13 protein-coding genes are annotated in these 13,003 nt (G+C 40.8%); 2 read left to right on the forward strand and 11 right to left on the reverse strand.

Annotated features, from left to right (window positions below; genetic code table 11):
* Positions 1–39: 39 nt before the first annotated feature.
* The 9 genes from K1F36_RS18135 to K1F36_RS18175 form a co-directional block, all read right to left on the reverse strand.
* Complete coding sequence (locus K1F36_RS18135) at positions 40–954, reverse strand: PIN domain-containing protein (RefSeq protein WP_220115049.1); 915 nt, start codon at positions 952–954, stop codon at positions 40–42.
* Entirely contained in the window at positions 938–1,474 is a 537-nt protein-coding gene (locus K1F36_RS18140; protein ID WP_220115050.1) for an ATP-binding protein, read from the reverse strand. Before K1F36_RS18140 ends, K1F36_RS18135 begins: the two co-directional genes overlap by 17 nt.
* Before the next feature lie 303 nt (positions 1,475–1,777).
* On the reverse strand, positions 1,778–2,092 hold the full coding sequence (locus K1F36_RS18145) for a hypothetical protein (protein WP_220115051.1): 315 nt from the start codon (positions 2,090–2,092) through the stop codon (positions 1,778–1,780).
* An 11-nt stretch (positions 2,093–2,103) separates the two neighbouring features.
* The gene (locus K1F36_RS18150) at positions 2,104–2,580 is read right to left on the reverse strand and encodes a hypothetical protein (RefSeq protein WP_220115052.1); all 477 of its coding nucleotides are present in this window, start codon (positions 2,578–2,580) and stop codon (positions 2,104–2,106) included.
* A 431-nt stretch (positions 2,581–3,011) separates the two neighbouring features.
* Entirely contained in the window at positions 3,012–4,109 is a 1,098-nt protein-coding gene (locus K1F36_RS18155; protein WP_220115053.1) for a DUF748 domain-containing protein, read from the reverse strand.
* A gap of 1 nt (position 4,110) precedes the next feature.
* Positions 4,111–5,652, reverse strand: a complete 1,542-nt coding sequence (locus K1F36_RS18160; RefSeq protein ID WP_220115054.1) for an AsmA family protein — start codon at positions 5,650–5,652, stop codon at positions 4,111–4,113.
* Positions 5,653–5,700: 48 nt separating this feature from the next.
* Positions 5,701–6,114, reverse strand: coding sequence for an arsenate reductase family protein (locus tag K1F36_RS18165; RefSeq protein WP_229418430.1), 414 nt, complete (start codon positions 6,112–6,114; stop codon positions 5,701–5,703).
* Positions 6,115–6,318: 204 nt separating this feature from the next.
* Complete coding sequence (locus K1F36_RS18170; RefSeq protein ID WP_220115055.1) at positions 6,319–7,830, reverse strand: HmuY family protein; 1,512 nt, start codon at positions 7,828–7,830, stop codon at positions 6,319–6,321.
* A 5-nt stretch (positions 7,831–7,835) separates the two neighbouring features.
* Positions 7,836–10,001, reverse strand: a complete 2,166-nt coding sequence (locus tag K1F36_RS18175) for a TonB-dependent receptor plug domain-containing protein (protein WP_220115056.1) — start codon at positions 9,999–10,001, stop codon at positions 7,836–7,838.
* Positions 10,002–10,105: 104 nt separating this feature from the next.
* Here K1F36_RS18175 and K1F36_RS18180 point away from each other — a divergent pair, with 104 nt between their 5' ends.
* Complete coding sequence (locus tag K1F36_RS18180) at positions 10,106–11,029, forward strand: DUF6607 family protein (RefSeq protein ID WP_220115057.1); 924 nt, start codon at positions 10,106–10,108, stop codon at positions 11,027–11,029.
* Positions 11,001–11,567, forward strand: a complete 567-nt coding sequence (locus K1F36_RS18185; protein ID WP_220115058.1) for an FMN-binding protein — start codon at positions 11,001–11,003, stop codon at positions 11,565–11,567. The genes K1F36_RS18180 and K1F36_RS18185 overlap by 29 nt, the downstream gene beginning before the upstream one ends.
* A 74-nt stretch (positions 11,568–11,641) precedes the next feature.
* Here K1F36_RS18185 and K1F36_RS18190 read toward each other — a convergent pair whose 3' ends face one another.
* Entirely contained in the window at positions 11,642–12,367 is a 726-nt protein-coding gene (locus K1F36_RS18190) for a DUF3307 domain-containing protein (protein ID WP_220115059.1), read from the reverse strand.
* On the reverse strand, positions 12,364–12,963 hold the full coding sequence (locus K1F36_RS18195) for a transcriptional regulator (RefSeq protein WP_220115060.1): 600 nt from the start codon (positions 12,961–12,963) through the stop codon (positions 12,364–12,366). The genes K1F36_RS18190 and K1F36_RS18195 overlap by 4 nt, the downstream gene beginning before the upstream one ends.
* Between the last annotated feature and the right edge of the window lie 40 nt (positions 12,964–13,003).

Consider the following 13,003-nt stretch of genomic DNA (forward strand, 5'->3'; position numbering starts at 1 on the left):
CGCCCTGAAAAAAATCAAACCAAAAAAGTTTAAATGAGTTCATTTTCTAACAAAAACTTTTTCAACTCCATTATGTGTTGTTTTCGTTCCCCAATGTTTAAAACCCCAATCTTCGAGTAAATAAATAAGTCTTAATTGTTCATCCCTTTTATCAAAGATTGTAACATAAATTTCTTCAACATCATACTGTAGAGCATTGTCAAATATTACCTTAAGAAACCTTTCTCCTAACTTATAACCTGTTGAAGTCACCTTGAAAGTTCCAATTTTAAGTCTTTTCTTTTGAGAAAAGGAAGGCTCTATATCATTGTAAATTTCATTTTTGTCCTCTTGTTTTAAGTATAAAAAAGCTTTTACGTCTCCATCCGTAATACATACATAGGAAATGTTGTCAGCTTTCCTGTTGAACCAGTCTCCAAATTCTTTGTAATCTTGTTTAAAAGAGTCGAAAAATGTGTCATTTATGTTGATGTTTCCAAAGTATTCTTTCTTTACGGCTAAAACTTGATAGCTTTTTAATTCAGGATTTTCAGCGACACATTTCTCCAAAAATGCATCGATTTTGAAAACCTTTTCCGCACAACCTAAATAGTTGGCTTTTCTATGAATTCCTCTGTCCTCTGTTATTAGATAATTAACACGATTATTGTAAACTTCTTTTACTATACTTGTGTCAATAAAATCATTTCGTGACTTATCGGTTTGTCGTATTTGAGTTATTAGTTGGTCATCTGCCGATTCTGTTTTTAATAAATTGTAGTTAGCAATTTTAATTTTCATTGTTTTGACCACATTCTCGTCTTGATGACTAGAAATTTCCTCAATGGATAGAGGATGAACACATTTTTCAATTTTTAATCTATCAAGCCAGTTGAAAAGTAGTCCAATATCTTCGTTTACAACTCGATTGGCTTCTCGATGAATGATTATGTTGGTGTCAATTAGTATTTTCATAATTTTTTAAATGTTCAATTATTGAACTCGTGTTTCCATCGATTACTTTAAACAAGGGTATCTCTAACTTTTTTGAAATGTAGTTGGCGTGTTCTATTTCCATTTGTTGCATTTTTTCGAGAACACTTAATTTGTATACCGAATCATCTCTTTGTTTTAATCTTTCAAAGATTATTTGAGGTTCACAGGTTAGTAATATTATAAATTTTGGTTGTATTCCTATAAATGTAGATTCATCAATTTTTTCAGGCTTTCCGTTTGAATTTAATAATGTAAAATGTCCATCGAGTAAATAAGTTTTATTGGGCTCAATAATTTTATTGAGGTTGGTTAGTAGTCTATCTTGAGTCGAAGAAAAGTTTTGTACTTTTTTATTTTTCAAATCGCTTATTTCATTCCATTTGAGAACTTGACTCGCTGACAAATGCTCAAAATCGAATTTTTGCGCTAATTCTTTACAAACAGTTCCTTTTCCAACTGCGTGAATTCCTCCAACAAATATTATTTCTCTAAAATTCATAATGTTGATTCCATTTAATGCTCAACTTGTTTATATCAGCATTAAATGCATCGCTATGCTCCCAAATCGGGAGGCAACCGATGTACTCGTCTTTTTTATGCAAAGCATAACTTGTTGCTGTAAAATTTTTGGGGAAGAGGCTGCGATTCGAAAACTACTAATTTTCAAATTAATAGCATTACGGAAAAACCTTAAAAAAACTAGGGGTTTTCTACAATTTGCAATAAAAAAGTTGACAATTATCAATTTTTTTGGGTTACGGGTTAATAGGTAAAAGGTGAAAGGGAGGTTGAGGATGTAAGTTTAGGGTCGGGTCTTGAGGATTAACAGTTGCTTGTTGGCTAGGCTATCATTTTTAATTTCAATGGTGTAATCGGGATTTATGGTATCCAAAATGGTCTCCAAACGGCCCATGGGATATGGTTTGCCATTGATCCATAGTTCTTGATAACCCTCGGAACCTTCCTTGTTGAGCAAGCTCCGCAGCACCAAATGCTGTTTTTCCGACTCTTGCGCCGGCAATTCCGTTCCTGTAGTGTCAACCTTGTTAAAAGGACCGCAGGATATGTTTGTGGCAACTATTATAATTATAGCTGTGAAAAAAATACGTTTTTTCATATACATGTGTTTTAAGCCATATCACTCCAGCCACATTCATTCATCACTATCTGGGTAGCAGTGTCTGCAGGAATAAATAGTTTTACGCAATTGTCATCGGTAATAATCGTTCCATACACAAAGCAATCACTGCCATCGTACCAATATCCTTTTTGAATGTTGCTTTCACAGTCTTTTTCGACTTTAGAATATTTTTTTGACTTGTTTTTGAAAGTCACTTTTTCAACGATGGCATAAGACATTTTATTTGTTTCTGAATGCTTTACTTTGATTACCTCTAATTCTTCCGATTCAATTTTAAGTGGAGAAGTAGATAGGATTTTAGTTTTATATGTTTTTACTCCATCAGAATTTTTATCGGTTTCTTTTGTGTTTTCAAATCTCAGTTTAATATTATTCTCTGATGTAGAATACAATTCTTCCTGTGAACATGAATGCAAGAATATAGCAATCACTGCCATTAAGCAGTAAGGGACTTTAGATTTCATACGAATGGTAATTTTGAATTTAAAACATTTTCTTTCGATTTTGGAATACTCGTCCAATTATTTTTGGTGTCTTTTTTTGGCTTTCACATGTTTTGACGTTGGATGGTCAGTCCGCTTGTAACCTCTTAGTGTTTAGACTAACAGGTATAGGGGGTTATCCTATGACATTGGGTCATAGTTAAAATACGTGTTGAAATAAATTAATGGGAGATTGAGGTCGCAAATTACTAATTACCAGCAAATTGACATTGCAGTAAAACCTTAAAAAAACTAGGGGTTTTCCATAAATACGAAGTTTGAAGTTGGAAGTACGGAGCCAAGGGTCGGTTTGGGGTGAAAGGTGAAGCGGTAAAGGGTTAATGGTTTTGTGGAAAAAGGAGGTGGGGGCTTGTGGATTGCCTATAAACGATATAGCCTTCCTAACTCCTTACTCAGTCCTTCTCACTTTGTTCTTTGGCGGTTTCCTGTACGTTCTTAAACTCGATATCATCGTCTATGATGCCTTTGAACGCTTTGATCCAGGCATTTTTAAAAATGTTCGTCACGGTGGGCCACATTTTCGTCCTTACGTTCTTTAAATCGCCTTCAATGGGCACTTTGGTAGCGAGCGTGTTTTCCTTGTGGTTTTTTAGGATAAACTTAAAAAAGCCCACAAAACCCTCCCATAAGGTTTCCAGAAAGGCATCTTCCTTGCCAATGAGCTTGGCATCTTTGATAATGGGTTTCATATACCCCTGAAGGTAGCCATCGGCAATGGCCATTTCGCTGTACAGGTTAAAGTTCCCCTTGTCAAAATCGATTCCGGCATAGTGGTCCGTAAAGTCGTTGAGGGCCGTGGCATTGGCATTTTCCAAGGTTAGGGAGAGGTCCATGTCGGGAATCTGCTTTACCAGATCCATTTGACCTTCCAAATGTAGGTCGCCCCCTCCAATGCTTATGGCATCGGCGGATAGATTGCTGGGCAATCGTGCCTCTTTCCTAACCACATTGCGAAGGTTGGTCGCGTAGAGCTCCAAATTTTCCAGGTGCAGGTCAATGTTGGGGTCCGCGGTCAGCTGCACAAAGGCCACCTTGCCGTTATGGATTTCCAGCTTGTTGATGTCGATGGGCACCAAATCGGTGAGCGCCTTGGACCAATCCTCCACATCGGCATCTTCGGGCGTTTCGGTTTGTTGGTCCTCGAACACATAAATCATCTCAGGGCGCGTCATGTTGATCTCGCTCACCACTTTTCCCTTTAAAAGGGAACTCCACTCTATGGAAATATTGTTTTTTTCAAAATGGAGAAAGGGAATCTGCGAGCCCGCGTTTACCTTGTTCAAATACAATTGGTGTATGGTGTAGGCGCCGGTGATCAGTGAAAGGTCAATGTCCTCCACATGCCCATAATGACCGGGAATGTCGGCCAGAACCTTGTTTACATAATTCTTTACGATGTACGGTAGCGCGATCCGTAGCCCGATCAGTAAAATAAGCAGGGTCAAGGGGAACAGATACCGTTTGCGCTTGTATATCTTTTTTTTGGCCATGCTAATTCTTACGCTTTTTTCCGTGGCCGGTCATTGTGGAGACCAGACCTTCCTGCAGGTTGATCCATAAATAATTAAAGAAGGATTTATCCTGGTTTCGTCCTACCTTGAAACTCCCGTAGCGGAAGCCATCTTCATCCGTCTTGTCTCCCTTGTTCGTGAACAGGTTTACCACTGCGGTAAGTAATTTATTCACTCCCAAACGGTCTTTTTTAAGCACGATAAATTCAAAATCCTCATATTTCATCTTCATATCGCCTTGGGACTCGAGTTCATTTCCGCTAATGGTAAAATAGAGTTGTTGCACGTTGCCTTTGACCTCTGCCCCTAAATTGGATTTTAAAAATGGATTGATGCTCTGTGACTGGAAATTGGACAGGGAACCCTTTACCACAAAATTGTTGGCCTTGTTTTGGGGGTCAAAAGACCAATCCAAGGTAAAGGGACCATTGTCCATAAGTTTGGCATTGATATCAATATCCACATCGCCTTGGCCACGACTGTGCAGGTTGCCAATGGTAGCATCAATATCGGTGAACATTAGATTGTTGGGCTCTATATCTTCCTTAACACGTTCTTCGTAACCTATTTTTCCATTTAAAATTTGGACGGAATCCACTTGAAGGTCCAATGGTAAGTTTCTTAGCGCTTGGTTGTACAATTTTTTGTGCGTGGTATCGTCCGGCAATAGCTTGTCCCGATATACATAAAAAACAGGATGCTTTAGCTGCATTTCTTCCAAATGGAAATAGGGGAGCTGTTTTTCCATATCAAATTCCCAATTTTTCAGGGCAATGGTATCAATGGTAAGATCATAATGATCGTGCTCCACGGCAAGTCTTCGCGAGAGTTCGGTCTTGGAATATTTGGTGCGCAATACAAATTGTTGGAACCTACCGCTATCTGGGGTCAATTGCATGTTCCCAAATTCAATGAACTCCAAACGGCTCATATTAAAATAGCTTTTTTCGGTGTTCAATTCGTAATCCCCGTAGGCAAAGGGAATTTTTTCCTTGGCCGTGTTTTCGTCAAAATGGATATCGGACAGGGCAAAGTTGATTCCCCGAATAGTAGCGGTACTGTCACCATCCTTGTTTAGCATTTTAAAAGTTCCGTTTTTGATACGGAAGTTTTTCACCTTATATTTTTTGGACGGTGCAGAGTTGTTCTTTTTTGAAGTGGTATCTTTTTCTTTTTGATGATACACCACGTTGGGCGTTTCCAAATCAATCCCACCAATAGTTATATCCCCATTTTGAAGCAAAGGGAGGTATTCCAGCCCCGATATGGTAATGGATTCTGCCTTAAAATCCATAGTGTTGCCGGGAGCATTGCCACTGACTTGGCTCAAACTGATTTTGCCCGTAAAAACATTGGTGCTTACATCACGGTAGGTAAGATTGATGTTTTCCGGGACTTTCTCTTTCAAAGCGGTTTTTACCTTGCCGGAGAAGAAGAGTTGCGCCGCCACACCGGCCAAAATCAATACTAAAATGATTCCGACCCCAATTTTTAAAATGCGTGATTTTTTGTTTTGCGGCATATATGTGTTAATGGTGTGTTTATAGCATGTGGGTGGGGGAGTGGAACTCTAGCCTTCCTGTTCTTCCTCTTCTTCTTCCAAAAAGGGCACTACCTCGGAAGGTGTATCAATTTGAATTGCTTTGTCTCCATTTACAATAATGGGCTGCGTTACCACTTTGGGGTTGTTTTCCAAGACCTTCAGCCAATCGTCCTCGCGTTGTAAATCTGGGTTTTCCCCATATTCTTTAATAAAATCGGCGTGATCGGTATTGATCAGTCCCTTAATGGGCTTGTTCAATAACTCGGCTATTTCTGCCCATTGGGTAGCCGTAACCTTTGTTTTGCAAAGGTCTATGTTCAGTACCTCTTTATTGCTGGATTTAAGGTACGCAAATGTTTGTTGTCCTTTATTGGTATCGCCGTTATAAAACAATTGTATTTTTCTGTTATCTGTTGCTATTACTCCCATGTCGTCCTTCATTATGATGTGTTTTTAAATAAAGTAACCGCTTTTTGATGTTTTGCCTTAACGCTATCGATTTTTTTAGTGTCGTAAAAGAGGATAAAAAAAACGGGGCCAAAAGCCCCGCTCCTCACACAAACTAACTCAAACTGAACCACTCAGGATGATGGGATAACAAAAGGTATGGTGGGTCGAGTGTTGAGCATCTGAATAAATGAATTTTTACAAGCGTTCGTATGTAAACTGATAATGTCCCCTTTCACCTTCGGTGTTGGTGTAGGCAGTAAAATCAAATTTATAATAGTTGCCGTCCCCATCTTTGAGTACGTAATACACATTTTCGTTTACCACACCGCCAAAGGCATCTCTCCAGCCACTGCCAACAACGGCTCTATTGTCATAAACAAATGCAGATTCATCCACATCGTTCATGGAAAAATTGGCGTAGGAAGATACACCTTCTTCAATGGTTACTTGGTAGAGTCCCACATCGCCTAAAGTGTTGTGCAGCACATAGTCGGAATACGTAAGTCCTGCTACAATTGGGCCCTGAGATCCATAGTAGGCGAACACTCCGCTCAAATTGATGTCCCACTGCGCTTTGGTAGGCTCTACGCTTACGGTTTCGCCATTACTTAAACTAAAAGCGGTAAGGTTATAGGCGTCGTCTTTGGATACAGTCACTTCATTATAGGATTCGGTTTCTGCCAAATCCGCATATTGGATAGTATATGTACTTCCATCTCCCAATATTCGGACCTTCATAAAGCCTCTGTGGTCTCCTGTAGTGGCAATGCTTCCGGTCTCTGCAGGTTCTGTTGGGATTTCGTACCCTAGACTAACGATGTAAACGTAATTTTCTTCTGCTGTAGTGGACACTTCGGAAAAGGCGGTTCCTTCCAGAGTTCCTTCGGCATTATCAGTAAAGGAAATACCTTCATCCAAGTTCCCATATTGCTCATATCCTACGGGCAAACCTTCCAAAAGGCCAGCAAGAGTGCTAACACTTACAGGTTCCATTTGTTGTGATATGAAACTGTACGTGAACAAATCCATTGTTTCTGGAAGATCACTGGCTTCTGTAATGGCAAGTAAATCGGTTTCTCCGGTAATTTCCACTGCAGATACTGCAAGTGCAGAATTTAGATACACACGGTTTTCAGTTCCGTTATAGAGTGCAATTTCCCAAGTATCGCGTTGAACGGCGATCTGGGTTGCAGAGCTAAAATCAAAATAGACTTGGTTGGGTATAGTGGACCCGCCATTTTCCGTGTCTACCACACCACCAGTAGCAGCAACAGGAGTGTAACTTACCAAAGTGGATGCTTTGGCCCCCTGTTTCCAATCTGTTTGATCAAAACTGTCAATGGAAAAGGTCACTGATTTTGTGGAACCTTCGATGGCGTTGGACAATTTGTTGAAGGTAAACGATGCATTCTGGTCACCTGCTGCCACGGAGACGGCAATGGTACCCGATGCACCATCTGGCGTTGTGGTAAAATCCGTTCCATAATCGGCATTGGTACCCGTGTAGGTGACGTTGATAGTTCCTGCCTCGGATGCAGGTCTTGAAAAGCTCAGGGTAATCTCTTTTGTAGTGTCCTCTTCAGAGGTACCAACGGTTTCACTGCTAAAGTTTACCGTGAAGTCTATGAGGTCCTCGCCGTCATCGTTGCTACAAGAACTGATGATGAGCAAGAGTGCAATTGCTTTTAATAGGATAGTTTTTCTCATTGTTTTTAATTGAAATTTAGATTGTATAATAGTTTTAGGTAATATGATCTTCCATTGCCGAACAAACGACTTGGGGCTCCACCGCTCCCATGGGCACCGGTGGGTGTATCCGAGGCATTTACCCGAACAATATCGAAGATGTTCCGTGCGCCCAGCGTAATGCTTAAATCTTTGGTTATGTTGGTACGTGCCGATGCATCCATCCAAGTAAAATCATCGGTCTGGCCCACTACGGAGCCATCCGTACCGCTGAGCACTACTTGGGACCTGCCCGTGTATTTCAGTTGTGCCGACAATGCGGTGTTGATGGAGGGAATGCTATAACTTAAGGCGGATTGTAGGTTGAAACTCCATAAGAAGTCACTGCTTATTCCTTCGGAGGCATCAATGGTGGTGGATTCCCCCATATAGGTCACCCCCAAAGAGGCTTGCCAACGGTTCATCATAAGGGAATTCTCCAAAGAAAAACCTAAGATTTGGGAACGGTCCACATTATCAAAAGTGAACAGGTTCCGGTCTTGGTCGTCCGTGCTGATGATGGAGGCAATCTTACCGTCAATATTAAAATAGAAGGATTTTAGTGCGGTTTTGAGCATGCTGCTATCGGACAACCGGAATTTTCCCTCCGCATTTAAGAAAACGGAAAGGCCATCCTCGGGGTCAAGGTTGGGATTCCCTTGTACATTGTGATTGGAATCCACAAAATAGAAGAACAGTTCCTCAAAATTGGGTGCCCTAAAGGCCGAGCCCAATACGGCTTTTACTTTGAATGAATTGCTGAAGTCGTAGGTGGAGGAGAGGGACCAAATCAACTTATTGCCAAACTGGGAATTGTTGGTAAACCTCGCTCCCGGAAATATGGAGAACCTATCGGTGATGTTAAAATCCAGTACCCCGAAGAAATCATAATTCTCCAAGGTGTTCTCCACTACATCACTGGAATATTCTCCCGTAGCAATGGCATCGAACCCTGTTTGATGGTTGAACTCGTATCCCAATTGCAGGTTGAAAAAATCCGTATTGGGAACCATGTTGCTCACAAAACCTTTGGAGTACCAAATTTTACTGGATTGACTCAAATCGTCGGCGATGACAGATTCTATCCCCTGCTGGAGAATGTTGTACACATATTGTTTATAATACCGTTTTTGGGTTTGATGGGACAACGAAAGGTTGTAGACCGTGGAACCTTTTAGAGGACCCGTGATGTTGAGGTTGTTCATGACTCTTTCCGTATCGAAATTTTCGTCCAAAGCAGTCGGGTTTGGCATGCCCGTATTAGGGTCCAACCTGCCGTTCACCAAATGGTTGTATACCGGAACGGATTCATCGTAATATTGAATTTTATAAAAGATATTGTGTTTTCCAATGGACGTGTTCAGGTTTCCGTAAACAGTCAATTGTTCTTTCGGGTTCCATTCCATGCCACGGAGGCTGTCGTTCACCACGGTGTTATCTTGAATATTGACGTAATCCTTTCCTTGGTAATCATTGAAAAAACCAGCATTGTCGTTTCGGGAGCCCCCGATGGCAACACTGGTCTTATCACTCAATTGATGGCTAAGTTTTACATTTTGGATATGGCGCCCTTCATCGAATAAGGCATATTCGCTGCCTACGGTTTCTTCCTGCACCGATAGTTGCAATTGCCATTTATGATTGTTTTCCAATCCTCGCTTCGTTACAATATTGATAACACCGGCAACGGCATTGTCCCCATAGAGAACACCCATGGAACCTTCCACGATTTCAACACGTTCCACATCTTCAAGGTTTATCTGCGTGATATCTATATTGTTGCCCATTCCATTGTCACTGGCCATGGGGATACCGTCAATAAGCACCTTTACATATTGTCCGTCCAGCCCGAACATACTTATCGTGGAACGCCCTGTGGACGGATCTGGTGTAACGGTGATGTTGAGGTTGTAATTAAGTATGTCCGCTAAATTGTTTCCGGCGACCTTTGCAATGTCCTTTTGATCAATGGTACCTACGGAGAACAATTTTTTGCTCAGGGACATTACCTTGCTCTCTCCAGTCAATATTACTTCGTCCAATTGTTGCATGGACAATGAGTCTTTTTGTTGTTTTTTGGATTCCTGCGCAAGACCTATTACAAAAAAAAAGAAGGTTAAAAATAAGAGGTTGATATTTTTATTTAGACTCATTCTATTTAATTTGATGACAAATATATATTTTATTTTTATTCAATCTAAATAAGTTTAGTATTTTTGACCAGATCATTTTTTAAAACATTATAACAAAGACCAATATGAAAAAATCACTCTTGCCCTTGCTGTTTTTAGCTTTTGTAACAACTACGGGCATATCACAAGAAAAGAAGGAACTGGATCGCGAAGCTATTTTGGACATGTGCGGTTGCTACGAGGTAAGTTTTAAATACACGGAGACCTTTGCACCGGAAATTGACTACGAGAAACATTTGGATTATACCTCCAAAGCGTTGGAGCTTGCATTACCGATAGTGGATAAGGACAATAAAATTTCCTTACAACATTTATTGGTGCTGAACGATACCATGGTAATCAAACACTGGAGACAGGATTGGCTGTACGAGAACCAAAAGATTTTCCATTACGATAAGGACAATAATTGGGTGTTCGGAGAGCTTCCTGCCGATGAGGTAGAAGGGCAGTGGACCCAAAAAGTGTATCAGGTAGATGATAGCCCCAGGTATGCGGGTTCTTCCACATGGGTGCATTTTGATGGAAAGCATTACTGGGAGAACCAAAGTGATTCGCCATTACCGCGTAGGGAGTATTCCAAAAGGAGTGATTACAATGTTATGAGCCGTGGCAATCGCCAAGAAATCACATCATCTGGTTGGGTACACGAGCAGGACAATGATAAAATCATTCGTAAAGATGGTCAGGAAGATGTGTTGCTGGCCCAAGAAAAAGGGTACAATACCTATGTAAAGGTAGCTGATGAAAGATGCAAGGCTGCTGCCGATTGGTGGAGCGAGCACAAAGATTTTTGGGCCAAGGCAAGGGACGCATGGGACGAGGTGTATGATAGGAAAGGAGACCTCACCCTGCTAAAAAAAGTGGATGGACAACCGATGTTTATGAAGTTTTATGAGCTGGAGGCCGCTAACGCCAATAAAGATGAAATTCTCGAATTGATCAACAAATTTGTAATGGACAATGCTTCAAAAGGGAATGCAGGCAAATAGGTTTAAGGGACATACAGCAGCAGTGCTTCTAATCGCATTATTATTTTTTGGGTTTAAGGCCGATAAGATATCGCCAAAGCTTCAAGAAAAGATTGATAGTGCAGTGCAAGGAACATATGAGGTAGAGGAATTCTCGATGGACCTGATTGAGATTCCGTCTGATTTGAACAAGCAAACCCCATCTGAATTGGGAGGAGAAAACCTTTTTAAGATCACTTCTTCGGGGAAAGAGGTCGGGTATATTTATGTGGGAGTCGCTCCCAGTTTAAAGAAAACCTTTGACTATGTGGTTTTACTAAACCCCGACCTAAGTGTGAAAAAATCCAAAATATTGATTTACCGTGAAGACCATGGACGTCAAGTGGGGAGCCAGCGTTGGCTAAAACAGTTTATTGGAAGAAAATCCGGTGAAAAATTGGTTTACGGAGAAGATATTGATGGAATTTCCGGGGCTACCGTGTCCGCAAAATCCATGACGTTTGCCGTAAGCAATGTATTGGAAAGTTTACAGGTTTTAAAAAATGCGAACGTTTTTTAAGCAAGTGTTTCGATTTAATTAGTAGCAGAAAGGGCCATTCTTTAATAGGATGGCTTTTTCGTTTTTGGGAGGTTTTATAGCTGTTCGGCGAGGTACATGTAGCACATTCCCGAAAGTATGGCCAAGCCAAAACTTAATAGTGTTCCTATAAGCACGTACTCGGTTAGCTTACGGTTTTTGCCCTTGTTTAGGTCGCCAAAACGAAATACGGATTTGGCTGCGATCAAAAGGCCGATGGCGGCCCACTGTTGCATCAAAATAAAGCCGAAGACAAAAAGTCTTTCCAGCATACCGATATAGGTCCCCGCATTTTTAAGCGAGCCTCCTTCCGTGTCGGCATCGTCCTTGGCAACTTCATCAATATATGGGGCCAGCAACATGCGCATGATGATACCGGATACGTAGGTTACAAATACCAGAAAAGTAATCAACAGCAAGGTTTTCTCGGTAAACAAACTGCTAAAATCCAACGGGAATGGTGATACCCAATACAGTACACCGGCAAGGACCAAAAGATGCAATACTTGATCTAAGACGAATAGCCAGCGATAGTTTTTTGGATTGGTCAGCGATAATTTTCCCAAGTCGATGAGGAAATGTGTCACCACAATTACAATGATTGGGACAATATGCTGAAACTGCAGTATGATCAAAAGTGTCAGTAAATGTATCCCGATATGAAAATAGAGGTATTTGGACCGCCCTTTTTTCTCCAACTTGTCCTCTACCCAATGTGCCGGTTGAAGGACAAAGTCTCCAATGAAGTGGGCAAGTACGAGTTTTAGGGCCAAAAACATCATAATTCTGCGAGTTGTACTTTGTAAAAATGAATCATTTTTTTGACTTCATCAAATCCTGCTTTGTTCAATTCCTCACTAATGTTCCCTTGTGATTTGTTGAGTAGCAATGCCAGTTCTTTTTGATTCATTTCTGGGTTGTCCATGGTACATTGCACAGTTCTGGAGATTGCCGGTGTCCAATCGTCCATGGTAAGAAGGGCCAATTCCAGTAGTAGATTAATGTGCTCATCAAACTTCTCGTTGGGAGTTTTAATGCCCAGATTCTGTTTTTTGAGGTTCTCGAAACGCTCTCCGGAGTTTATAAAGGCGGTGCCGTTGGATTCCGTGATTTTTGGTGAATCATAATTTTTTTCGCCCAAGCCTATGGATATCCTTACATCCAACTGGCGAATTTGTTTGATGCTAGCCTTAATATAGATAGCAGCTTCCAAGGCATTTTCTGGTGAGGTCTGCAGTTGAAAACTGTCACCGCGATAAATTTCCCAATCCTTGGGTTCTTTACCGTATTTGGCCAAGGCTTCTTTTAATAAGGGCATCCATTTGTTGGCCTTGTGTTCCGAGGAGTTTTTAATGTCCCCTGTGAGTATCGCTATCATGATGACAAATATCTGCTTATTAGTAGATATTCAAATATAT

The organism is Flagellimonas abyssi, from assembly GCF_019457905.1.
GTDB classification, from domain to species: domain Bacteria; phylum Bacteroidota; class Bacteroidia; order Flavobacteriales; family Flavobacteriaceae; genus Flagellimonas; species Flagellimonas abyssi.